Below are 25,633 nucleotides of genomic sequence, written 5' to 3' on the forward strand. Positions count from 1 at the left end.
AGTATTTCCTTCTCGTTTTTCTTCTCTTTTTTCATAGTTTGCTAAGATAAGTAGACACACTTAATTGAACAGTCTCCATAGTCCCCAATTCGATCGTACTCCCTACCCGATCCAAAGCTTTGAATGACTCTACCCTATCATCACCAGAATATAGATTTATATACACCTTTGATACAGATTTATAAATCCACTTTTTCAAAAATTACTACATCATTGAATTTTGCAACAATATGATCCATACATTCTTTTAATAATTGATATTCATTCGGTTGATATATAGGCTTTTTAAATTCGTACATCCCCATCACTTGCAGACCATGGTTCATATGAATATATTCTAGTTTTATTTCAACCAAATCATTACTTAAATGGTAGGGTTCAGGGACTTCTATTAATTTCAACGATTTTGGAATTTTAATTTCGGCTCCGAAATTTCTTATTTTGGTATATTCAAAATCTACTGGATAATTTCTTTCTTTTTGTTTTAACAAATTTTGAGATATTGGTAAATTTAAAAATGGTTTTAGGATAAGCTGGTCACCTATTTCTTCTATTTCCGGTTGAATTTCAATATTGATAATATAAACCCTGTCGGTAATATCGTAATTGGTTGTTTTGATTCTATTTATTTTCCCCACCTTATCAGAAAAATATTCCTTTAATTGATCGGTATCATCTCTAAAATAGCTTCTATTATAATATCCGTCATAATTCATGCTTTGAATGGATACAATTCCTGAAGCACTATCTGGATTAGCGTATAGATTCAATGATATCGTTGTATTTTCCAATGAGATATTGTGGATATCGAGATTAATCCAAGTGGTTGAATCACTTTTACGTACGATTAAACCTTTGTCATTAAAACAATAGGGCGGAATGCGATCAAAGGGAAGTAGAGGTTCCGTTCCATCCGCTAAATATTTCTTTTCTCCATTCACCAATGCTATTACATAATTGGTCTGGTTGTCAAAGGGATATAATGAATGTATTTTCCCGTGATCTCGAGTACTTAATATAATAGGCTCTACATCTATATCATAAGCTAGCAACATTGAAATCATATAGAGGTTGATATCGGCAGAGTTACCTTTTTTTGTATTATAAAGATCTTTAATACTCTGAGAGCTGTACTTTGATTTGTTTCCATCCCATTCATAATTCTGTTTTATATATTCGATTATTTTTTGGACTTTTTCATCGTAAGGCAGGGTTTCTAGGTTGGGATGGACTTCTAAAATTTCTTTTGCATAACGAGAATATGCCATGCCCTTCATTTTAAAATATTCGCTGTTTAATAAGTCTTTATTTATTGCTGGCCAAGTCGACATACTGTCTTTACTAGCTCCATTGGGATAATTTATTTTGGCCAATTGGAAATCCATTTGCATGATATAATCATTCTTAGAGGTAATATAAGATTCATCTTTAAAGGCCGGAATATCTCTCATCACATAGGTGTGGATTTTCTCATAGTACACGGTTCCTATTTCATTCTGATCTATGATAGTATGCCTTTTAGTATTGCCCCATATCCGTTTATTAGTTGAATTTCTAAAAGATTGGTGGTTGAATTCTTTCAATCCTTGAGCTATGTATTTGTATTCGAAATAGGGAATCAAGGCTACTTCATATTCACTGTATACGGTGGGAATAGCGTCTTGAAATTTCCAATCGGGCAACCTAAACAGAAACGGTGTTTCCAATTCGTATTTTAACTCCAAAACGGCTCCGTCTTGTACATTGGGAAATACAAATTTTTTTTGCCACCATTCTTCGCTAACTTTTTCATCATAAACTGTAGCTGGGTCTATTTTTACACTTTTTACCTCCCCATTAACCACATTAAAAGTTATGGCTTCAATGGAGGATACTTTTTCTTTTTTTCCTTGTCCATCAACATAATAAGGAATTTTAACCTGCGTATATTCTGTTGCCGATCTATCTAATATTTTAATACGGCGATGTCTGGTATATCGAATATTAAAGCTATTGTAACTTTCAACAAAATCCGATTTTCCCTTGTCGTATAAGACAATGGCTTGTGCTTCGCTATCCTTTTCATATGTCGTCATATTGAGCTCTTCTGACTTAATGTCGCCGAAAGTTCTTTCGATTTTCTGACCATGGCCTATTTGGATGATCATTGCCGCTAGGAGGATGGTATATATTCTCATTGGATTAAAATGGATGATTTCTGTTTGTATTTGTCGATGGTCTCTATAAAGGAATAGAACTCTTCGTATTCATCAAGTAAAATATCGCCTCGGTATAGCAAGAACCGTTCTTTTACATGAATTTCATTTTTGCGGTTCTCAAATTTTGCAGAATATTGTCCGAATCTATTTTTTAGTTCAATCTCTTTGGGCAGTTTTATTTCATTTTCGCTTTCGCTGTTTAATTTATATACTGTGGTATCGCTTTTGTGTATGGGGATATTGAAACGAACTATTTGCTTGCGACTACTGGGGTTTTCGAAAGTTGGAATTTCTATAGATAAAGGACTTAAAACCCGATATTTACCTAGAGATCGAATAAGTGCAGCACTGGTGCCTTTGACTAGGATATCCAAGAAAGTACTGTCTCGATGATAATTTAGCCAATCGAATTTATCAATCTTAAAATCTTTTATTCCCAATATGTTTTCAATTTCTTTCTCTTGATTTTCTTTCTCGTTTTTTAAATTGAAATATCTCATTTTGTCAAAACTGTCACCCCGTAATTGTAAAACAGTTTCATTTTCCCACGATTCATCATCTTTTTGTATAAATGTAAATGATCGTTTGAGCAAGACATCCATTTTATCTTGAGATGGAGAACGCACCAGTTTACTGTCGTCCTTATCTATGATTAAACCATATCTATTTTGAGTAAAACTCCCCAAGTAATTAAAGGGCAAATAATTTGATGTGTTTTCCAGCCAAATACTATCATTTTTTAAAGGCACCATTACAATAGCGTGGTTAAATTGTTGACTGGGAAAGTCTTGAACAATTCTCTTAGGATTTTTACCTCCAATAATGTTCATATATCTTGATTCTATACCTACGTGATTGAGCATAGCCTTCATATAAGTAGATAATGCCTTACAATCACCGTATTTGTTCTTACATACGTATTCTGCAGGGTAGGTTTTTAGTCCACCCACATCAATATCTACATTGACGTAAGTCGTGTGATCCTGAAGATAGTAATACAGTGTTTTAATTATTTCTGTGGTATCTTTTATGTCTTGGATTAAAATATCCACTTTTACTTTTTCCGACGCCGGCAAAATATCAGAATCTTTATTGAGCTCAGCTTGCCACGCTCCGTAGGTTTTCCAAGACGTATAACTTCCTTCGACATGGTAATTAAACATTTGAGGTAAAACATATACTTGGGGAAGATTTTCAATCATAGCTGGGCAAAAAATATCTTGTGACTCTAGTTGGATATTTTCAATTGTCCACAGTTGTGTTTTGATGTTTTTATCAATGGATTCTGAATATGTAAATTCTTCACTTTGTCGTATTTTTAATTGGTAATCTTGGGGGGTACTTATGGTAAGAGATGCCTTTTTAGTCGCTGTTTCATAAAATATCAGCGGTATCCAATTGATTACGTTTAAGTATTCTTCCTCCTCTATAGTATAACTGTAGCTTATTTGGTATGGGTATTCATTCCAATTTAAATCAAATTCAGAAATTAAATGGTCACTGTATAAATTGTCACTGGAAGGATTATTTCTTGTGACGATTTCATTCTTTTTAATTTTGCGAACCACATTCCCGTGAATGTCTTGAATGTGACCGTGATTGAGTTTGAATTTTTGGAAAGGTTTGTAGTCTATAGCTATTTCAGATTGCCATTTTTTGCTGCTGTCATTTATCTGAATTACTAGGGACTTATAGGTTACTTTCTTCCCGTTTTTATCTATAGTAATAACCGTCTCGTAGTTTAATACTTGAGCCGTTGTTGGTAGGAGTAACAACAAATAGTGGAGAAATAGAAATAGCCGCAGTTGATATATTAAATTCATAAACTTACCTTATCCAATGAATATTCTAAATTGATTGGGGTAAAATCTATACTTTAATGAAAATCACATCGATTCAACTAGCAGTTGTCAACTAAATATAATAATATTTTTGAATTATTAAAAATTTTATTTTCCTAAAATGGAATTAAAATGAATTGCCTAGGATGATGGTTGCATTATAATGAAGTGTGGCATAGGTTATTTTAGGTTTGTAAACATGGAGTCCGATGATAGGGTAATTTTAATACATTAAATATTTGTAAGTATTTATATTATATTAAAGTGTCTATAGATTGGGTGATATTTAAAATAATGTTTTTTCTCCGAATTGTATTTACATTCTGCTCTATTAATATGTATTATATTGCCAAATAGTAATTTTTTTGTTTGTTTACTAATAAACAAATCAATGGCAGATATTATTTATCCTAGATTAAAACGCCTCATTGAAAAATGAGGCGTTTTTGAAAATAAGGCTCATGTATGATAACATGAATTAAAAAAACTAATTATTTAACTAATGTGACGATTGATTAATTTCATCCATTCTTCACTGGCTTGGATTTCTCCGCAAGGTTGAACACTGTCATCAGCATTGAAAAATTCCAAAGAGATATCTGGTTTTCCGGGATCCTTAGAGTGAAAGGTTAAGCACTGTTTTTCAATGATATTTACTCTGTCCCCATTCCTATTGATACTGGTATTGGATTTTACAACTTTACATGTTCGAATTTCAGAGAGGAGAATTGTCTTAACCAACTCTTTATCCGTATTTTTTTTAAAATAGAACAGTCTGCCCTGATCTTCATCTATTCCTATAGCGAAATAAGGATAAACATCAGATTTGTGAATTATACACTGATTTTGATTGGCGAGATCATTGATAGTGTCTAATAAAATTTGTCTTTTTTGTTTTTTGCTTCTGCTCATTATTGCAAAAGGCAGTATACATATAATAATAGCGATAGCGCCCACTAAGGCACTTCCCAATTCCATTTCCATAATAAAAGATTTTTTGGTTTGTAAAATAATATGACAACTATGCGTTTGTCATAGTGTATTAAATTGTAAATGAATGATTTAAAAAGCTAGGTATTTAAAATCACTTACCAAAAATAATGGAATGGAAAGATGATATCATTCTTGCGATACCTCGGTAATATATTTAAGGATGATAGAATATATTGCGAATAGGCATTTCTAATCCTTTTCTTATGAACCTGCCATTTTACCCATTGATGATGGTTAGGAAGATCATAATTGGAGGCTATGGGTTTATCCAGGCGGTAAGTGGAATTTTCTGGATTTGGATTTGGGCTAGAAATTTTATGAGTTGCAAAAGAAATATAATGTTCTAAATTACTGCCCTGATTCTGGTCGTAAAGGATAGGTATATGATTAACAGCATTTATGCCTATGCAGTAAATGGCAATTAAAAATGTTACGGTAATCGTTTTGACACTCTGAATCATTGAACGAATTTACTTCTTTGAAAGAATTATCCTTCTATTTTTTGAAAACTTTTATCTGTCTGAGTTTATTTTATAAATTGATGTCTTTATTTTTTATACCTTTTTAAAGTCTTGTGTTTAAAGGTGTTGTGAAGATATGTTGTTTTAAGGCGGTAAGTTGATGTCCTTATAAGTTTTTCCAAGGACAGATTTTGATTGGGTATTAAATTTATTGGAATGAATTATAGCATAATGTGTCTGGATAATCAATGATAGCGAATAAAATTTCCAAAAGTGCGTGATCTCCATACCGTCTTTCATACAGTCCCGCCAATAGTGGACAAGGTGTATAGTTTTTTTCTTAAATCGAAATAGAATTGATTGTTTGTGGACTAATCTTGAGGTTCAATATGATGTACCGTCACTTTTTTGCCTTCTACACTAAATCGCAAATTGCCAGTCTCTTCCAACATGTGAATGACATTGGATATGGTGACATCTCGAGAAATAAAACCAGATATATATTCCGAGCTCAAATTGCCATCGTAAGTTACATCAATATCATACCAACGAGACAATTGTTTCATAATGTCTTTGATATCGGTATTCCAAAAATGAAATAAGTTGTTTCTCCAAGCTATTACTTGTTCAACATCGACTTTGGTAACATCAGTATGACCATCTTTGGTCAATGAAAATTGCTGACCAGGTCTAATAACGGTTTCCAAGGTGTCGATTTTGACCTTTACTGAACCTTCTATTAGTGTGGTCTTAATACTGGTTTCGTCTTTGTAACTATTGACGTTGAATTGGGTGCCAAGAACTTCAATGGTTTGCTCCTGACAATGAACGAGAAAAGGGCGTTGTAGATCATTACTTACTTCAAAAAAACCTTCTCCTTCCAATTCCACTTCTCTAGAGTGATCTGAAAAAGATGTTGGAAATTGTATACTTGAGCCGGCATTTAAATAGACCTTGCTATTGTCCGGTAGTACGATTTGATATTTTCCACCCAAAGGGGTAGTTACTCTATGATATTGATAGGGAGTATTCATATTGAATAAGCCGTCTTCATTCTGATATACAATAAGACCTTCATCCTGTTTGATTACTTTGGCAGGGCCGTCACTAATTACTTGACCTCTACTCTGTTGACCCAATGCTACTATAGATCCATCGGCCAATGTCAGTGTGGCCTTATTGCCACCGGGATCGATATCGTTCGCTATAACGTAGACTTTGGAATCGGGTACTGATACTATATTGAAATACAACCAGGTCATTGCAAATAAAACAACAGAACTGGCTATAGCCAATTTCCAAAATTTTCCTTTTACAATATTATTATATCCTCTTCCTTTGTCAATACTGTTATTAATTCGCTTTAATAAATCATCCTTAGTCTGCTCTGTATCGGTTAAAATATCTTCTATATCGATAGTAGAATTTTTTTCTATGGCATTAAACCATTTATTGTAAATATATATCTCATGATCTGTTGCCTCTCCCCTGCTAATTTTTTTTGCTAAATCCCGATATTTATTTTTATTCATAATATTGCTTTAACTCTTGGAAGAGAATCTACTTCATCAATAGAGTAACATTATATACCAACTTGCCCCCAATGATTAAGAGCTGAATAAGATAATATTAACATCTTCTTTTGTTATAGTATAAATATTTATAAAAATAGGGAACCACTTTGATTCTATGGTTCCCTATTTTAATTTTTTTATTTAAAATCCATTATTTTGCTGGATAGAAGGGATAGATCGATCTATTTCCGACTGAGGAATAGGTCGTAAATAATGTTTTGCTTCCAATTGACCGATGCCCGCTGTCCAAGGATTGAAGGCAGTCGTTCTTTCAATAAATTTCTCTGTTCTTTTCAAATCATACCATCTGCAATATTCTCCCATTAATTCTCGTGCTCTTTCGTCCAATATCATGTCAATATCAAGATTTCCGTTGGCGCGATAACTCACTGTCTCCAAAGAGGATAAATTGGCTGGATCTACCGCTTTATGCGGGTCATTCCCTGCATTACTGCCCAAAGCTCGATCTACTACAGCGTTATAATAAACCTCAGCGTCACCCAGATTTCCATTACTAGCTCCTTTAAGGATGGCTTCTGCAGCTATTAAATAAGCTTCTGCCGATCGAAATAAGGCGTAATCGAAGGTCCCCATGGCATCGTCATAAGGTATGCCAGGCTGCCAAAATTTCCACATCAAGGGCATTCTATTTTGACCGTGGTAAGGTGTTAATGGATTAATGCCAATTTCGTCGACATTGAGAACGGCATAAGGCTTACTCCCTCCTACGTCCATACCTTTTTCGGCATCGGGAAAAGATCGATTCCATGGCGGGAAAAATAAAACGGTATCACCTTGATCAATATCAATTTTTACATCGGGTTGACTGGTGTTGGGAACAAAACCTTTAACGTCAGATAATGCAACCATGGCATCGAGAAAGTTGTGCTCATATCTTGAGTCCAATTGAGGATCAAACAGTCGATAGGTCGCTGGAGTGGTATAGTAATTCCCAATGGATCCATGTCGATTGTATTGATTCGTCCTTCCTGTAGCTCCGGGAATATCTTCTGCCGTGCCGCCAAAAATCGAGTGAAAATCATTACCTCCGTCGTTGGTCAATACATTGTCACTGTATTGTACAGCAAAGATAACTTCTGAATTTCTATCGTTTTGTTCGGGAAAGGTTTCTTCTAATGGATTTTCACTATGAAGGGGGAATAAAGTCTTGTAATCCGACACCATAGGATAGGCTGCAATTACCTTGTCGGCAAATTCTAAGGCCTTATCAAAGTCAGCTGGACTACCTCCTAAACTGTTGTTGAAGTTCCAACCTCTAGTGAGATAAACCCTGGACAATAAAAATTGAGCGGCTCCTTTCGTTGCCCTCCCATACTCTGTATTATCGGCAGTAGGCAATATACTTTCTGCTTCTGTAAGGTCATTTATGATCTGAGTATACACTTCAGCTGCAGGTACTCTGGTAACTTCTCTAGACCCTGTAACCGTTTCTTCTAAAGGCATAGGTATATCGCCAAATTGTTGTACCAAATAAAAATAGGCATATGCTCTTAAAAATTTGGCCTCTGCTACTCGAATTGCCTTTTTACCTTCATCCATTCCTTGGATATCAGATTGTCTCGTAATGGCGGTATTGGTTCTGCCAATTTGTCGATACAACAGTGTCCAGAGCGATGATAAGTTACCCATACTTGCATTGTATCTTACATCGTAAACATTGAGTACACCACCTTGACTGCCATCGGATATTTTATCCCAACCTGGAGAAGTAAAAACATCGGTTCCCATAAAAACCAAATCTCTATTTTTATGTATATCTCTGAGTAATTGATAGTTGGAGCGGATTAAATCTTCAAACCCCGCTTCATCTACATAATAACCATCTGTGGTTTGGATTGAAATAGATTCCTCCTTTAAAAAATCTTGACAACTAAAGCTGACCATAAAACTGATCAACACAACTATATATTTTAATTTATATTTTTTCATAATATATTATTTGAATTATTGGGATTAGAATGAAAGATTGACGCCAAATAATATGGTAGATGAAGAAACATCATCATTGTACAATCCCGTATTGTATTCAGGATCCATACCGTCAAAATTGTGAAACAAAAATGGATTGTCTATTTGTGCATAAGCTCTTAATTTTCCAATGCCCATTTTATTGAGAATGTTGCGCGGCAAGGAATATCCCAGTGTAATATCAGATACCCTTACAAAACTGGCATCCTGGTATTGAATAGCAGTCCGATAAGGATTAGATACTCCAGGTGCATAGTAATCATTGGTTGGGTTGTCAATGGTCCAGTAATTGAGGTTGAGTACGTTATATCTGCCCGCACCTATTTCTCCCATGGTACCAGACAACATGCTATTTCGGTATTGAGCTCCTTGACTGGTATATATTAAAAATGAAAAATCAAAGTTTCCGTAATTAAATTTATTGGTAATACCCATAGTCCATTTTTCTTGTTGACTTCCCAATATTACTCTGTCGTCAATACCGCTGCCAGAAGATATTTGCCCATCGTTGTTTTGATCCACGACTTTTACAGAACCCGGTTTTTGCCCGTATTTAGTAGCTTCCTCTATTTCGTCCAATTGCCAAATACCATCAAATTGATAATCGTAATTTACTCTCAATGGATGTCCTACAAATAACCCTGTACTGATATCGGCTTGAATCCCATCTCGTCCAATGGATACTACCTCATTTTTATTGGTGGCAAAATTGATATTGGTTCGCCAAGAAAAATTATTTCGTTCAATATTAAATGTACTTATGTTGAGTTCAATACCCTTATTGGATACCTCTCCAACATTAGTCGCCACAGAACTAAATCCGGTAGAAGTTGGGATTTGCTCTTGATAGATTAAATCGACGGTGTTTCTCTGGTAAAGTTCTATAGAGGTAGAGATTCTATTTCTAAAGAAACCAATATCTAAACCCAGATTAATTTCCTTACTTTTTTCCCATTTCAATGATTTATCGGCCAAATTACTCGGTGCAAATCCAAAAGCTGGATTACCTCCAAAATCGTAAGCCGTATTGGTCAAGCGCGATTGTGTACTATATGCTCCGACAGCACTGTTGCCTACTAATCCATAGCTCAATCTCAACTTCATATTGGAGATATTTTCCATATTTTTAATGAAATTTTCTTCACTTAGTCGCCAAGCTATTGCCGCTGATGGAAAAAAGTCCCATTTATTGCCTTCGCTGAGTTGCGATGCCCCATCCCATCTATTGGTCAATGTGACAATATATTTACCCTGGAAACCATAGATAATTCTACCCATATAAGACAATATAGATCGTTCTACTAAATTGGTGTTGAGATCATCAATAGTTGACGAAGTTCCCAAGGCATACCAAAGAGAATTATAAGGTAGATTATTTACAAAACTCGTTAGTGTTTCATTTCTAAAAAAATATGAACTCTGTAAACCCGTAAAAGACAAATCGTGATCACCTATGGTTTTTTTGTAATTGATGATGTTGTCTAGCGTGTAATTAGAGGAGTTCGTGGTATTGTAGTAAGCACGGGGATTATTTGTAGTCTTTTGTGATTTTGTAAAGGTTCCTCTGTATTGACCAAATCTTTCATTGAATACATTGGTTGACAAAGATGACCGAACACTTAATCCTTCTAAAAGGGTCAGCTCTACAAAAGCATTTCCATAAAAATTGCCTGTTCTGGTTTCATCTTGGAAATTGTTGGGATGAGCTTCTACCAAAGGATGAAGGACTTGTTTGTCGTTGATACCCATCCAGCTGGCATAGCCATTCCAATCCACGTCTTTGTTTTCATCGGGGTTTAAGATATCATCGTAATATACTACGCCGGTAGGACGTGCACGGTAAGCACTTCTAATGGCTTCATTAGATCCCAAGTTGAGATCTCCAACGATATAATTCGCCATAAATCCAACGCGAATGACTTTGTTGAGTTGGCTATTGATGCTACCTTTTATACTGAAACGTTCGTATTTGGTATCGAGTAAACTTCCTCCTTCATTGAGATATCCACCTGAAAAATAGTAATTAGAATTGTCATTTCCTCCAGCTACTGATAGGGAATGATTAGTCTGGAGACTAGGGTCTGTCACCAAATCGATCCAATCAGTAGTTTGACCGGATTCAACCAAGTCTATTTCAGTAGAAGTAAAAGACCTGGGGTTTCCTCCATTGGCAAGATTATCGGTAACACTGGCTTTGTAAAATTGCTGGGCATTCATCATCTCGGGAAGGTGATTTGGCATTTTTACCCCTACATATCCATTATAACTTACTTGAGGTTTACCAGTTGACCCCCTTTTAGTGGTTATAATAATTACGCCATTGGCACCTCGTGATCCGTAAATGGCTGTTGCTGAGGCATCTTTTAATACATCAATGGACTCAATGTCCGCTGGATTTAGGTCATTCATGTTTCCACCCATAACCCCATCGATTACGGTCAATGGTTCGTTGCTATAATTAATAGAATTGAGACCTCGAATATTTAAAGTATATCCCGCACCGGGCCGTCCACTGGCTTTGGAAACGGTAACACCGGCAACCTGGCCTTGTAATGCTTTTGCCGCTACCGTAGGGTTAGCTCGATCGATATCTTCTGATTTCATAGAGGAAACAGCGCCGGTAAGATCGCTTTTCTTTTGAACTCCATACCCTACTACTACTAATTCTTCCAATTCCTCAGCATTGAGTTCCATTTCAACATTTAAAAATGTATTGCCCCCTATTGCTACCTGCTTGCTGAGATAGCCAATATAGGAAAATAGTAAAGTGTCGGTAAGATCTGCTTCAATAGAAAACATTCCATCTATATCGGTAGTAGTACCTTTTGATGAATTTTTTACGATGACATTGACTCCAATCATGGTCTCTCCATTGGTATCCATGACCCTCCCTTCGATGTTGGCTAAGGGGTGTATATTATCAGCAATATAATATTCTGCAATGGGAATATCAGGTTTGCCAAATAACCTTTTCAATATCGAGGTGGATTTTTGCTTAACCACGATGGTATTTTCAATGATGGCATATTCCAATGGTTGATCCGTGAATACAGCATACAATGCCTCTTCTATGGAAGCTTTTTGCAATTGAACGGATACGGGTTTGGCATTGGATAAAATTTTGTGATTAAATAAAAAATTGAACCCAGTCTGATCTTTAATACTCATAAAGACTTCCTCAATATTTTTATTCTTTGCTTCCAACGATACCCATTGTGCGTCAGCTACGGTTGCACTTAGCTGAATACATAATAACAATGAAAATATTGAAGTCAATTTCATTATTCTAATTGTTTTGGTCGAAATCAATCCATCCCAAAATGGATGTATTTTTAATCGTATAATATACTTCATATTAACTTAATTTTTTTAATAAATTTTGATTCGTTTTTAAAAAGTAGTGATTCGTTTTTGAGAATTAATTAATTGTCACATATCATGTGGGGTGTGACGGCTTTTGCAAATTTGTTTTTTCCCTATTCATAATGTATTAATTGGTTAATAAAATTTTATTTGTATATGACCATTTAGGTTTTTAATCTTTTTTTTCCCCGTAAAGGTTTGCATAGAGATATCTCAATCCATTAAATTTGATCCTTTGAATGGGATATCAAGTTGTGGTTTTTATTGTGTGATTGTTCATTACTGGCAAATACAAATTTGATCTTTTCGTATTATTAGTAACATTGTAATGGGGTTATCCCCCAAAGCCTGTTGGAAATAATTTGTTTTTTACGGTGATTTCGAAGCAGAAATGGATTATAACTCTATCAGTATCTGATGATTGTGGCCTCGAATAATTAAATTAAAAAAATTAGCCAAAAAGCTAATTTTCCCAAATCAACCTTTAGTTTTTTCAGTGCAATCGTTATTTGATTTTCAACTGTTTTTTCAGAAATACCTAATTTTTTGGCAATCTCTTTATTGGATAATTGCTCAAATCGACTCATTCTGAAGATTTGTTGACAGCGAGAGGGAAGTTGGTTGGTGAAGTCTAAAATTACTGCTTTTAATTCGCGCACTTCTAACTCATCTTCCAAGTTAAAGACTTCATCTTGCTGTGTAATTGCAATGGATTCAATTGCGCGAATATGGATTTTATTATGGCGTATGGTATTGGCTATCTTGTATTTGACAGCGGCGTTGAGATAGGGTTTTAAGTTGGTAATGGTCCATTTTTTACGGTTTTCCCAAAACCAAATAAAAACTTCTTGGACCACATCTAAACTAAGATCTTTGTCATGAAGTACAGCATAAACCGAGCGAAATAAAGACTCCCAATATCTATAATATATAGTATTGAATGCAGCACGATTGCCTTGGGCAACATACTTAATTAGAATAGAGTCATCTTTCTTTTTAAAATCCTTATTCACATCGATTTCGAATATTCAAAATTTAATATAGTCATTTATATTTTGATTTAATCTAGTCTTGGGAAAAAATTGACTTCAAATCAATTCATCTTTTTATATCCTATGAATGTAAACGTAACATGTTGTAGGAGGATCTAGATATAAATATGACTGAGTAAATAAGACTGTTTACCCTGTGACAAAGCGATGTACTAGGCTACATAGCATAGATAGAAATTGTGAAAGAATAATAACAATCATTTGGGAAATAAACATCATCGCAACAGAATTTCAATATGGTAATAGAATTCGTCGGTCCCCAACTATTAGCCCTAAGATTAGAACAATTCACTATATGTCTCAATATCATATTATTTTAGGCTATACAGTCACATATTGAGATCAACAAAATCTAACTTTAAAGATCTTTGGATTTTACAAATCCTTGCAAAAAAAATTATACAATTATGTAAATATATCCTTCTATATTAGTATATTACCATAATGGTTAGGTCGAATTGAGACTGGGAGGTATATTTTTTATGGGCGGCGAAATACCATATTATTGTAGAGCTATAACCACAGCAGGAAACATTTTTTTAAGGATTTTTATTCACCAATATCATTAGAAATATGAAAATTGCTATCATAATTGTACGGACTTTATTAGGGGCTTTGTTTATTTTTTCAGCTATTTCCTATTTTTTTAATCTTATGCCTCAACCCGAATTAACAGGTAATGTGAAATTGTATCACGAGGGGCTAGAAGCTGCTGTATTTATCCTTCCCTTAGTCAAAATTATAGAATTGTGCTGTGGAATCGCATTTATTTCGGGAAGATACTTGGCCCTTTCGGCAGTCATCATTTTCCCTATTGTCATCAATATTGTTGGCTTTCATATTTTTCTAATGCCAGATGGTATTCCAATAGCCCTATTTGTTCTCTTAGCTACCCTGTTTTTGGCTTATGCACATCGCGAGAAATATGCAAGTTTATTTGTTTCGAAATAATATAATGTTTAATTACCTATAGCAATTATTATTATAATCACAATCCACTACCCTATTCATTAGGTTTGTCACTGGCTCTTGCCATTATTGCCATCAATTGAAATGTTTCTAGAATTTTTAAAATCAAATAATTTTTAGAGTCATATGATGAATAAGTGAATGATTTATCGTAATATTGCAATAAACAAATCAAAGATTTTATACCAACTTTTACAATAAGATCGGTTTAGTCCAAATTTATGCTTTGCAGAATAGTATGAATCTATTATGAAGGGGTCAATGAAAATGGTATTATTTAAAAATATTATTTACGTCAAATTTATTCTTATATTATTTTTACTCATAGAAAAACAACAAAATATGAAGCTTTCAGAAATTAAAACCCACCTAGAGCGATTGGATCAAATATCGTTTGTGTTGCCGGACGGATCATTAGTTCCTTCTCATTTTCATGTTACAGAAGTGGGCAAGGTTAATAAACATTTTATCGATTGTGGGGGTACGGTGAGAAATGAGGAAGTGGTTAATTTTCAACTTTGGGATTCTGTAGACTATGATCATCGCCTCCATCCCGAAAAACTGTTAGATATCATTGTGTTATCTGAAAGAGTATTGGAAATAGGCGACCACGAGATAGAAGTCGAGTATCAGGGTTCTACCATTGGCAAATATGGTTTAGATATCGAAAACGATGCATTTATCTTGACCAACAAAGCTACAGATTGTTTGGCGAAAGAAAAATGTGGGATCGAAGTATCAAAATCGGAAAATCAACTCAAAGTAGTGGCCACTGCTGCAAATACTTGTACACCAGGAGGAGGGTGTTGCTAATATGAAAATCGAGTTATTACAAGAAGAACATTATTCTGCTGTGGCAGAGATTTATGCTCAAGGTATTGCTACTGGTATAGCAACTTTTGAAACAGAATGTCCATCCTGGGAATCATGGAATAATGCTCACCTAGCCTTTGGTCGATTAGGGCTTTGGGAAGACAGACAATTGATGGGTTGGGCTGCATTGTCCCCTGTATCCGATCGATGTGTATATAATGGAGTGGCTGAAGTAAGTGTATATGTCGGAACACAGTTTAGAGGAAAAGGTATTGGAAAAATATTGCTTCAAGAACTGATCGCAAACAGTGAAATGCATAATATCTGGACATTACAATCGGCAATTATGCAACCCAATACAGCCAGTATTCAATTGCACTTAAAATGTGGATTTAGAGAGATTGGTTATCGAGAACGTGTGGGACATTTAAATGGGAAGTGGTTCGATAATGTACTTATGGAGCGCAGAAGTAGTGTTGTAGGAATATAGATGTTTTAATCATTCTGAAAATAAAAAGATCTGTACATAATTGTATTTTTTACTGGTAATAATTGTGCACAGATCATTTTCTTTTCAATTCTTTCATTTTTTAATATTTGAAAAGTTGAAAATATCATTCCAAATTTGTCTTGTTTCATCCTTTGTTAATTTTTAAATTATCAAAGATTTTATAATTATATTGTTATATTATAAAGTCTTGTATCATGGATGAAAATACAAATTCTCTTAACTGGTTTGAGATTCCAGTCAATAATATTTCGAGAGCAAAATCATTCTACCAGAAGATTTTTGGCATCGTTATGGACGATATGGATATGAATGAAACAAGGTTAGCATTTTTTCCTTGGTCGCCTGGATCTGGCAAAGCCAATGGGACTTTAGTTCAGCACCGAGATTATAAACCCAGTAAGGAAGGATGTCTAATCTATTTAAATGCCAATCCAGCCTTAAATATTATCCTCGACAAAGTGGAAAAAGCAGGTGGTAAAGTTATAATGTCCAAAACCAGTATTGGAGATCACGGTTATATTGCATATTTTTTGGATACAGAAGGCAACAAAATTGGATTGCATTCCAATGGGTAGAAGGCTCAGATAATATTTCACAATACTTAGGCCCATCAATATTTCAAGGTATTTTTTTATTAAATAAAGATTTTATCAATAATTAGGGGTTGGATTAAATTATTACCTGTCTGATTATCGTACTTTCCCGTAATGATATTCAACTTTTTTAAGTATATATTTTGGATAACAGGTGTCCAAAATGAATTCAAGACATAGAAATGGCTATTCAAAACCAATAATTTAGGCTTTAAAAATGGGTCAAAAGAAAAACGAACCTATGTTTATTAAAATAAGGTGTTATACGAATTACATTTATAATTTATAAGCTCACCCACCCACGACACGGGGGTCCATCCACCCGAAACACAGTGGTTTCCGTTCCCTCACCGCTATTTTATTATTACTTCAATTATAGTTGATACTTGTCAATCTTAAAGCACTGTGGTATGACGAGATTCCATAAAGTGTAAACAGAGTTGATTTTGCGATATCATATTTTTATTATGAAACAAATTTGGATTTAATCGTATATATTTTCATATGAAGATATATTGGGCAAAAATCATGACAAATCCGATTAAGGTGTTTTAATGATTACCCTACATAATTCATTCTATCGCTATTATTCTATTCATTAACACTGTTAAGATTAATATTTTTAACACAGCAATATTTTTAATATACCCATTATCTCTATTATTTGCCTACGTCCTTTCAGGACTTATTTTTGGAAGATCTATTCTCCATAGGATTGCACCCTATGCTATTAGACTACGCCCCCTCAGGGCTTTTTTTACTTTTTTGGGCGCTTCTGATTATGAATTGAAAAGTAGATGTTTTACAATCTTGGATCTTTAACGTCTATTTAGATGCAAACAATTTATAGCTTTATCAATTTAATAATTATAATAATGTTATACAATCTCTAAGCCGCAAATAATATAATCTAGATTCTCTATATTTTTGCAATACAAAAGAGCTGGATAAAAAATGGGAAAAAGTTATTTTATAAAAAACATGGTTTGTAATCGTTGCCTAGCCATCGTAGCCAATGAATTTGATCGTGCTGGTTTTCAAATCGAAAAAATTGAGCTCGGTAGAGTTAAAGTTATCCAAGACTTGCCCAAATCTTTTGAAGCCTTGGAACAGCGTCTGATTCAACATGGATTCGAAGTAATTAATGATGAAAATCAACAAACTTTAGAACAAATAAAGATCGAATTGCTCAAGAAAGTAGAAGGACAACAAGATGATAACATATCTGAAACCTTATCTAAAACTTTTCAAAAATCTTATTCTGTCCTCAGTAAGATGTTTAGTAAATCAGAAGGTAAAACCATAGAAAAATATTTAATTGAATTGCGCATTGAGAAGGCTAAAGAAATGATTCAATTGGGTGAACTCAATTTCTCCGAAATAGCCTATGCCCTCAATTACAATAGCAGTAGCCATCTTTCTAGTCAATTTAAATCCATCACCGGTTTGTCGATGAGTGATTATAAAAATCAACAACAATGGGATAGAAAAACGCTTGACCAAATTGTATAAATTATATTCATAATTTTAAAAGCCTTCGATATATTTTGAATTTATCTTTGACTTAATTCTAGTTCAAAGAAAGGAAATGAAAAGAAAATATAAGTTAGGTGGAATTACGTGTAATGGATGTGTTCAAAAAATATCATCTACCCTAGAAGCTTTGCCCGGAATTGTACAGATTGAAATCGATATAGAGGAGGCGGAAGCGTGGATTGAAATGGACGTAGAAGTTTCGGTAAACGAATTGCAAGAAGCATTGACCGTGGCTGGAACGGCCTATACCATAACCGAACCATCGGTTCAGAAAGATATTGATGATTCTGCTATGAAGACCTATAATATCCATGGCATGAGTTGTATGGGATGTGTCCAAAAAGTGGAGGGAATACTACAGGAAATCGATGGAGTGAGAGAGGCCGTCGTAGATTTGGAAAAAGGGACAGCCAGGATAGTCATGGATGATGATATTTCTTTAAACAGCCTTCAAGAAGCATTGACCGTGGCTGGAACGGCCTATACCATAACCGAACCATCGATTCAAAAAGAAATTGATGAATCTGCTATGAATAATTATAATATCCACGGCATGAGTTGTATGGGATGTGTCCAAAAAGTGGAGGAAATACTTCACAAAGTAGATGGAGTGAGAGAGGCCGTCGTAGATTTGGAAAAAGGGACAGCTACATTAGTCTCGGATGATGATATTTCTTTAAACAGCCTTCAAGAAGCATTGACCGTGGCTGGAACAGCCTATACCATAACCGAACCATCAATTCAAAAAGAAATTGATGATTCTGTTAAAAAGACCTATCGAATCCACGGCATGAGTTGTATGGGATGTGTCAAACACGTGGAAGAAATACTTCGAAAAGTAGGAGGAATAAAAAAGGCGGTTGTAGATTTAGAAGAAGGGTCAGCCACCTTAGTCATGGATGGTGATATTTCTTTGGACCAACTTCAAGAAGTATTCAATGCCGATGATGGTCAATACAGCATCCATCCACTTTCGACACCGAAAGAAGTAAAAAAGAAAAAACAAAATAATCATCCTTCTCACAAAGGCATATATTATTGTCCCATGCACTGTGAAGGTGACAAAACTTATGATTCTCCTGGGGATTGTCCAGTTTGCGGTATGGATTTGGTAGAAGATGTTTCCTCCTCTAGTAGTACGGATCAATACACTTGTCCTATGCACCCTGAAGTCATTTCAGACCAACCGGGGGAATGCCCCATCTGTGGAATGGATTTAGTGCCGCTTACTAGAAAAGTAAAAGACAGTACGGAATCTAAACTCATTAAAAAGTTTTGGATCGCATTGGGATTTACCCTACCTATTTTTTTGATCGCGATGTCTGAAATGATATCGGATAATCCACTATATAGAATAATGCATCCTATATATTGGAATTACATACAGTTATTATTATCTCTCCCAGTAGTTTTTTATGCAACCTGGATGTTTTTCCAAAGAGCTTGGAAGTCCATCCTCACCATGAATCTCAATATGTTTACTTTAATTGGTATTGGTGCAGGGATTGCATGGATATTTAGTGTATTTGCTTTGATATTTCCCAACTCGTTTCCCGATGTTTTTAAAACTCATCAAGGCAATGTTCACGTTTATTTTGAAGCAGCTACTGTGATATTGACCTTAGTATTATTGGGACAAGTATTAGAGGCAAGAGCTCATAATCGCACCAGTTCAGCCATTCAATCTCTTGTAGAATTGATGCCTTCATCAGCTACGGTAATAAGAAACAATATAGAAATGGTTATCCAGATTAATGAAATCCAAATCGGTGATTTAATCAGGGTAAAGCCTGGTGAGAAAATACCAGTGGATGGTAAAATCGTTGAAGGATCATCCTATATTGATGAGTCTATGATTACTGGAGAACCCATTCCCGTAGACAAAGATGTGGACGATAGCGTAACTACAGGGACATTAAATGGGAATCAAAGTTTTGTTATGCGCGCTGAAAAGATTGGCTCTGAAACCTTGTTGGCCAAAATTATTGAAATGGTCAAGGATGCGAGTCGGTCAAAAGCCCCTATTCAAAAAATAGCAGATAAGGTTGCTGGATATTTTGTGCCTATTGTCATCCTAGTATCGGTAATTACCTTTGCGATATGGGTAATATACGGTCCTAGTCCAGCTTATGTTTACGGTCTAGTAAATGCTATTGCTGTATTGATCATTGCCTGTCCCTGTGCCTTGGGTTTGGCTACACCGATGTCCATTATGGTAGGTATGGGAAAAGGCGCCAGCTCAGGGGTGTTAATTAAAAATGCCGCAGCACTTGAAGAAATGAATAAGGTAAATACTTTAATTGTAGACAAGACCGGCACCCTGACTGAAGGGAAACCCAAGGTGGAGTTAGTGGAAGCAGTAGATGGATTTATAGAATCAGAGGTTATTCAATCTATGGTATCTCTAAATCAATACAGTGAACACCCTTTGGCTAGGGCTATGGTGGAATACGGAAAAGAAAAAAGTCAAATTTTTAAGTCGGTAGAAGGATTCAAATCCATTACGGGGAAAGGGGTACAAGCCACCATAGACGGTAAATTTGCAGTACTTGGAAATGAAAAGATATTGGCAGATCACGGCATTCCACTGTCTGAAAAAATTATCAGTCAAGTCAAGCATTATCAATCTCAAGGTAAAACCGTTTCGTACTTAGGTATGGATGGTAAATTAATGGGATATGTTTCTATCTACGACCCTATCAAGGAAAGTAGTGCCCAAGCCATAGCCGAACTCAAAGCACAGGGTATTGAAATAGTTATGTTGACAGGAGACCAAAGAAATACTGCTCAGGCAGTAGCTGAAGAACTAAATATCGATCGCTATATTGCCGAATGCCTACCCGAGGATAAATTAAATGAAATTAAATCCTTACAAAAAAAAGGTAAGATTGTGGCCATGGTCGGTGATGGAATCAATGATGCTCCAGCTTTGGCTCAGGCCAATATAGGCATCGCTATGGGGACAGGTTCTGACGTAGCTATAGAGAATGCCGGTATTACCTTGGTTCAAGGAAATCTACGCGGAGTTGCTAAAGCCATAAACCTCAGTCATAAAACGGTTAGAAATATTAAAGAAAATCTATTTCTTGCCTTTGTGTACAATACCGTTGGGATTCCGATAGCTGCAGGTGTTCTCTATCCAGTTTTCGGTTTGCTTTTATCGCCCATGATCGCTGCTTTGGCCATGAGTTTAAGTTCTGTATCCGTCATCAGTAATGCATTGCGATTGAGAAAGATAAAGATTTAATTGAATCAATATCGGGATAACGAAATTGTTTTATTATCATTTCGAAAAACCTATTTGTATGTTTCTTAACCCATAAATTTATTTTAAATATTGACTCTACAAACTTAAAGTGAAATATTTCAGTACTTCATTAAAAATATCTAACTTTGTATATAATGAAAAATCATTTAATCCATAGAATTATTTCCCTCGGGATGGCATTATTGCTGTTGTGCACTACAACGGGAATGGCTGTGGATTTGCATTATTGTCAGAATAAAATACAGGATGTTAAATTCTTTGGTGAAGCCCAATCCTGTATGCCAGATATGGCCGCTGCCAATAAAGAAATGAATACCAGTTTTTGTGAAGCAGATGTAGATAATCCCTTATCCATTGGTAAAGAGCCCTGTTGTCGCGATCATTCTGTGGTGATCGATGGTATGGATACTGAAATATCCATCAGTCAAACAGTTCATTTTGAAAATATAAACTTTCAATTTCTCTTAAGCTTTATTTATTCCTTTGTAGACCAAGGAATTGACATAGCTAATGTAAATTTTCTTCATCACTATACCCCACCCTTACCTGACATTGACTATCAAGTCTCCTTTCAGGTCTTTCTAATCTGATATCATCATTTTTCTCTTTTTTTAGTATGGAGCTAATGCTTTGCATTTGGCTTGTACACAGATAATTATATCTTAAAATTGAAAAAATGATCAATGATAAATTCAATCGTTAAGTTTTTTATAAACAACAAATTAGTTGCTTGGCTCCTTTTATCCTTATTTATTGGAATGGGCTTGGTTAATGCACCCTTTGACTGGGGAATAAAATTTTTACCTAGAGATTCGGTAGCTGTAGATGCCATTCCCGATTTAGGGGAAAACCAACAAATAGTATATACCTCTTGGATGGGGCGATCGCCTCAAGATGTTGAAGATCAAGTGTCCTACCCTCTGACTACGGCCCTATTAGGACTGCCTGGAGTAAAAAGTATCCGAAGTAATTCAATGTTTGGATTTTCTACCATCTATATTATATTCGAAGAAGGTGTTGATTTTTATTGGAGTAGAAGTAGAATTCTCGAAAAAATAAATGCTCTGCCAAGTAATTTATTACCGAGTGATGTACAGCCCAGTTTGGGACCTGATGCAACGGCATTAGGTCAAATCTTTTGGTACACCCTTGAAGGTAGAGATTCAATCGGACAACCTACTGGAGGTTGGGATTTACAAGAATTGCGGTCCATTCAAGATTACTATGTCCGCTATGGTCTGACCGCTGTTTCTGGTGTAGCTGAAGTCTCTTCCATAGGAGGGTTTGTACAAGAATATCAAGTAGATGTTATTCCAGATAAGATGAGTGTTTACGGTGTGACCTTAGATCAGGTCATGAAGGCTATACGGGAGAGCAATTTGGATATAGGGGCTCAAACTATGGAAATAAATTTAGCTGAATACTATGTGAGAGGATTGGGATATGTAAAATCGATTGCAGACCTCGAATCCGCTGTTGTAAAACTTAAAGATCACGTACCGATTAGGATAAAGGATGTGGCTGTGGTCCAAATGGGGCCAAAGACCAGGCGGGGAATATTGGACAAGTCTGGAGCAGAAGCCGTGGGTGGGGTTGTCGTCGCCAGATATGGCTCCAATCCGATGGAGGTAATCAATAATTTGAAATTAAAAATTGAAGAAATATCTTCAGGTCTTCCCACTAAAGTGTTGGCAGATGGTCGCAAGTCTCAGGTAAGTCTCGTACCCTATTATGATCGATCTACTTTAATAAATGAAACATTGGGGACATTGGAAGAGGCACTGAGTTTGGAGATCCTTATCACCATCATTGTCGTCTTATTGATGTTGCTCAATATCAAGTCCTCATTATTGGTTGCATCTTCCCTACCTGTCGCCGTATTAATGTGTTTTATAGCCATGAAATATTTTGGTGTAGATGCCAATATAGTGGCATTGTCCGGAATAGCCATTGCCGTGGGAACCATGGTAGATATGGGTATAGTACTAACGGAAAGTATACACAACCACATCGAGCAATCAAAGCCGGGAAAATCCCTATCCAAGGTCGTATATGAGGCCAGTACTGAAGTAGCTTCAGCAATAATAACCGCTGTAGCCACCACTATTATTAGTTTTTTACCGGTTTTTACTATGGTGGCAACAGAAGGAAAACTCTTTCGACCACTGGCCTTTACAAAGACCTTTGCACTTATAGCCTCTATTGTAGTAACCATAACCATTTTGCCCCCATTAGCGGTTCAGTTATTTGGTTTGAAAACTAAATCAAGGTGGATTTCATATTTGCTTTCTATCCTTTTGATCTTTGGGTCTATTCTTCTATACTTTTATAGTTATGGCAGTATTGCCATCTTGGGTTTGATTGTTGGAATAATAGCTCTTGTTTCAAATATTTTAAATCGATATGGTAATCCGATTCAAGTAAAGGTATTTCATATTGTAAAAAATGTTTTCTATGCATTAGCCGTTTCATGGGTGCTTTCCGATATCTGGATGCCATTGGGTGTAGATAAATCAACCTTGGCCAACTTTTTATTTGTCGTCACTATCGTCGGCAGTCTAATTTTAACCTTTTATTTAGTCATTTATTACTATGAAAATATCTTGAGATTTCTTCTTAAGATCAAATACCTCTTTTTGGTTTTTGTGGGGTTTTTAATTTACCTCGGTGTAAATATTGCCAGCCAAACCAGTCAAGAATTTATGCCAGCGTTGGATGAGGGTTCATTTTTGTTGATGCCATCTGCGATGCCTCATGCCGGTATGGAAGCCAATCGAGAATATTTGCAAATCCTAGATATGGCTGTAACGGCTATTCCGGAGGTTGAAACAGTGGTTGGTAAAGCTGGGCGGGTGGAGAGTGCTCTGGATCCAGCCCCTATGTCCATGTATGAAAATATCATATTGTACAAATCGGAATATATAACCGATGAAAAAGGACATCGCCTCAAATTCAAAGTAGATCATGAAGGTTCTTTTATTTTATTAGATGGAAGTTCATTGAGCCATGAAAAGGCATTAGAACTTGGAATCGGTAAGGAAGATTTAGTAGAAGATTCCAATGGACGCTATTTTAGACAATGGCGATCTCATATTGTGAATCCAGATGACATTTGGAATGAAATCATTACCGCAACTCAGTTGCCGGGCCTAACCTCCGCTCCCAAACTTCAGCCCATAGAAACAAGGTTGGTTATGTTGCAGACTGGAATGAGGTCCCCTATAGGCATCAAGGTCAAAGGAAGTGATTTGACTGAAATTGAAGATTTCGGTATTGAATTGGAGAAACACCTTAAGAATGTAGAGGGGGTGAAAAGTGCTTCTGTTTTTGCGGAACGCATCGTGGGCAAACCCTATTTATTGTTTGATATCGATAGAGAGAAAATTGCTCGATATGGACTTTCAGTGCAGAATATTCAAAAACAGATTCAGGCTACCATGGGTGGTGAAGTTCTCTCTACTACGGTAGAGGGACGAGAGCGGTATGGGATTAGAGTTAGATATCCCCGTGAATTGCGCAATGAACCAGATCAATTGCTGAAAATATTGATTGGTAGTCCAGCCGGACATACCATTCCTTTAGGAGATTTGGTGGACATCAGATACGAACAAGGACCGCAATCTATTAAAAGTGAAGATGGTTTTTTACTGGGCTATGTTTTGTTTGACCGTCAATCTAATTACTCTGAAACCGACGTAGTTGAAAATGCTAAAAAACATTTAGAGGAAGTTATACAATCAGGGGGCTTAGTCCTTCCCCCAGGAATTAATTACCAGTTTGCAGGAAATTATGAACAACAATTAAGAGCCAATCATCGCCTAAAAATTGTTATTCCCATTGCCTTGATCCTAGTGTTTTTAATACTCTATTTTCAATTTAGATCAGCAGCCATCTCTCTCATGGTGTTTTCTGGAATTTTTGTAGCCTTTTCGGGGGGATTTATCATGATCTGGCTTTACGGTCAACCATGGTTTTTGGATTTCAATTTTATGGGCAGTGATCTTCGAAACTTATTTCAAGTACATACCATCAATCTAAGTGTTGCGGTTTGGGTAGGATTTCTTGCATTGTTTGGAATAGCTACTGATGATGGCGTATTGGTGGCCACCTTCTTAAAACAGAGTTTTCAAAAACACGAACCAAAGACTATAGCAGAGATTAGAGATGCTACGGTACAAGGAGGATTGCGTAGGGTTAAGCCAGCTATGATGACTACTGCAACTACGGTATTGGCATTACTACCAGTACTTAGCTCAACCGGACGAGGAGCCGATATTATGATTCCCATGGCCATCCCGTCTTTTGGCGGTATGACTTTACAGGTAATTACCATGTTCACCGTTCCTATATTATTTGCGACTTGGAAAGAATTGCAGCTGCGCTTCAGTAAAATTAAAGAATCTCGAGTAAGCTCTATAGGCGATAATATATAAAAACGGATTTTAATTCATCGATTTTCATATCGAAAAAAT

At 35.7% G+C, this 25,633-nt stretch carries 15 protein-coding genes and 1 pseudogene; 9 read left to right on the plus strand and 7 right to left on the minus strand.

The annotated features are described in order from the left end of the window. Window positions 1-179: 179 nt before the first annotated feature. The 7 genes from LVD51_RS17955 to LVD51_RS17985 form a co-directional block, all read right to left on the minus strand. On the minus strand, window positions 180-2,177 hold the full coding sequence (locus LVD51_RS17955; protein ID WP_236972752.1) for a DUF3857 domain-containing protein: 1,998 nt from the start codon (window positions 2,175-2,177) through the stop codon (window positions 180-182). Further along, entirely contained in the window at window positions 2,174-4,021 is a 1,848-nt protein-coding gene (locus tag LVD51_RS17960) for a DUF3857 domain-containing protein (protein WP_236972753.1), read from the minus strand. The genes LVD51_RS17955 and LVD51_RS17960 overlap by 4 nt, the downstream gene beginning before the upstream one ends. A gap of 513 nt (window positions 4,022-4,534) precedes the next feature. Continuing rightward, window positions 4,535-5,023 carry a PH domain-containing protein gene (locus LVD51_RS17965; RefSeq protein WP_236972754.1) on the minus strand — a complete coding sequence of 163 codons (489 nt, stop codon included), beginning with the start codon at window positions 5,021-5,023 and terminating at the stop codon, window positions 4,535-4,537. Window positions 5,024-5,864: 841 nt separating this feature from the next. Continuing rightward, a complete protein-coding gene (locus LVD51_RS17970; protein ID WP_236972755.1) occupies window positions 5,865-7,025 on the minus strand; it encodes a FecR family protein in 1,161 nt (386 codons plus the stop codon). Between the two features lie 183 nt (window positions 7,026-7,208). After that, a complete protein-coding gene (locus tag LVD51_RS17975) occupies window positions 7,209-9,017 on the minus strand; it encodes a RagB/SusD family nutrient uptake outer membrane protein (protein WP_236972756.1) in 1,809 nt (602 codons plus the stop codon). 24 nt (window positions 9,018-9,041) lie between these two features. After that, the gene (locus LVD51_RS17980; RefSeq protein ID WP_236972757.1) at window positions 9,042-12,410 is read right to left on the minus strand and encodes a TonB-dependent receptor; all 3,369 of its coding nucleotides are present in this window, start codon (window positions 12,408-12,410) and stop codon (window positions 9,042-9,044) included. 446 nt (window positions 12,411-12,856) lie between these two features. Next, window positions 12,857-13,432: an RNA polymerase sigma factor gene (locus tag LVD51_RS17985; protein WP_236972758.1), complete on the minus strand. Its 576-nt coding sequence runs from the start codon at window positions 13,430-13,432 to the stop codon at window positions 12,857-12,859. A 612-nt stretch (window positions 13,433-14,044) separates the two neighbouring features. On the opposite strand from LVD51_RS17985, the gene LVD51_RS17990 reads away from it, so the two are divergent. The 9 genes and pseudogenes from LVD51_RS17990 to LVD51_RS18025 all read left to right on the plus strand — a co-directional run bounded on the left by LVD51_RS17990 (window position 14,045) and on the right by LVD51_RS18025 (window position 25,594). Then, a complete protein-coding gene (locus LVD51_RS17990; protein WP_236972759.1) occupies window positions 14,045-14,422 on the plus strand; it encodes a DoxX family membrane protein in 378 nt (125 codons plus the stop codon). A 360-nt stretch (window positions 14,423-14,782) separates the two neighbouring features. Further along, window positions 14,783-15,253: a DUF6428 family protein gene (locus LVD51_RS17995; RefSeq protein ID WP_236972760.1), complete on the plus strand. Its 471-nt coding sequence runs from the start codon at window positions 14,783-14,785 to the stop codon at window positions 15,251-15,253. 1 nt (window position 15,254) lies between these two features. Then, window positions 15,255-15,743, plus strand: a complete 489-nt coding sequence (locus LVD51_RS18000) for a GNAT family N-acetyltransferase (protein ID WP_236972761.1) — start codon at window positions 15,255-15,257, stop codon at window positions 15,741-15,743. 215 nt (window positions 15,744-15,958) lie between these two features. Next, on the plus strand, window positions 15,959-16,339 hold the full coding sequence (locus LVD51_RS18005) for a VOC family protein (protein ID WP_236972762.1): 381 nt from the start codon (window positions 15,959-15,961) through the stop codon (window positions 16,337-16,339). Between the two features lie 972 nt (window positions 16,340-17,311). Continuing rightward, entirely contained in the window at window positions 17,312-17,869 is a 558-nt protein-coding gene (locus tag LVD51_RS18010; RefSeq protein ID WP_236972763.1) for a helix-turn-helix domain-containing protein, read from the plus strand. Window positions 17,870-17,945: 76 nt separating this feature from the next. Next, window positions 17,946-18,356 (plus strand): annotated as a pseudogene (locus LVD51_RS20300) (copper ion binding protein); the annotation flags it as partial. A gap of 66 nt (window positions 18,357-18,422) precedes the next feature. Continuing rightward, window positions 18,423-21,140: a heavy metal translocating P-type ATPase gene (locus LVD51_RS18015; RefSeq protein WP_449566876.1), complete on the plus strand. Its 2,718-nt coding sequence runs from the start codon at window positions 18,423-18,425 to the stop codon at window positions 21,138-21,140. Between the two features lie 155 nt (window positions 21,141-21,295). Then, entirely contained in the window at window positions 21,296-21,751 is a 456-nt protein-coding gene (locus tag LVD51_RS18020; protein WP_236972765.1) for an HYC_CC_PP family protein, read from the plus strand. A gap of 93 nt (window positions 21,752-21,844) precedes the next feature. Further along, window positions 21,845-25,594 carry an efflux RND transporter permease subunit gene (locus LVD51_RS18025; protein WP_236972766.1) on the plus strand — a complete coding sequence of 1,250 codons (3,750 nt, stop codon included), beginning with the start codon at window positions 21,845-21,847 and terminating at the stop codon, window positions 25,592-25,594. Window positions 25,595-25,633: the final 39 nt, after the last annotated feature.

Origin of the sequence: Membranihabitans marinus, from assembly GCF_021729155.1 — a bacterium.
GTDB classification, from domain to species: Bacteria; Bacteroidota; Bacteroidia; order Chitinophagales; family Saprospiraceae; genus Membranihabitans; species Membranihabitans marinus.

Bases quoted from the DNA above. Each gene is read 5' to 3' on its own strand.
- LVD51_RS18015 (WP_449566876.1), top strand. From the start codon at position 18,423: ATGAATAATTATAATATCCACGGCATGAGTTGTATGGGATGTGTCCAA.
- LVD51_RS18000 (WP_236972761.1), top strand. From the start codon at position 15,255: ATGAAAATCGAGTTATTACAAGAAGAACATTATTCTGCTGTGGCAGAG.
- LVD51_RS18020 (WP_236972765.1), top strand. From the start codon at position 21,296: ATGAAAAATCATTTAATCCATAGAATTATTTCCCTCGGGATGGCATTA.
- LVD51_RS17965 (WP_236972754.1), bottom strand. From the start codon at position 5,023: ATGGAAATGGAATTGGGAAGTGCCTTAGTGGGCGCTATCGCTATTATT.
- LVD51_RS17980 (WP_236972757.1), bottom strand. From the start codon at position 12,410: ATGAAGTATATTATACGATTAAAAATACATCCATTTTGGGATGGATTG.
- LVD51_RS18025 (WP_236972766.1), top strand. From the start codon at position 21,845: ATGATAAATTCAATCGTTAAGTTTTTTATAAACAACAAATTAGTTGCT.
- LVD51_RS17995 (WP_236972760.1), top strand. From the start codon at position 14,783: ATGAAGCTTTCAGAAATTAAAACCCACCTAGAGCGATTGGATCAAATA.
- LVD51_RS17960 (WP_236972753.1), bottom strand. From the start codon at position 4,021: ATGAATTTAATATATCAACTGCGGCTATTTCTATTTCTCCACTATTTG.
- LVD51_RS17990 (WP_236972759.1), top strand. From the start codon at position 14,045: ATGAAAATTGCTATCATAATTGTACGGACTTTATTAGGGGCTTTGTTT.
- LVD51_RS17955 (WP_236972752.1), bottom strand. From the start codon at position 2,177: ATGAGAATATATACCATCCTCCTAGCGGCAATGATCATCCAAATAGGC.
- LVD51_RS17970 (WP_236972755.1), bottom strand. From the start codon at position 7,025: ATGAATAAAAATAAATATCGGGATTTAGCAAAAAAAATTAGCAGGGGA.
- LVD51_RS18010 (WP_236972763.1), top strand. From the start codon at position 17,312: ATGGGAAAAAGTTATTTTATAAAAAACATGGTTTGTAATCGTTGCCTA.
- LVD51_RS18005 (WP_236972762.1), top strand. From the start codon at position 15,959: ATGGATGAAAATACAAATTCTCTTAACTGGTTTGAGATTCCAGTCAAT.
- LVD51_RS17975 (WP_236972756.1), bottom strand. From the start codon at position 9,017: ATGAAAAAATATAAATTAAAATATATAGTTGTGTTGATCAGTTTTATG.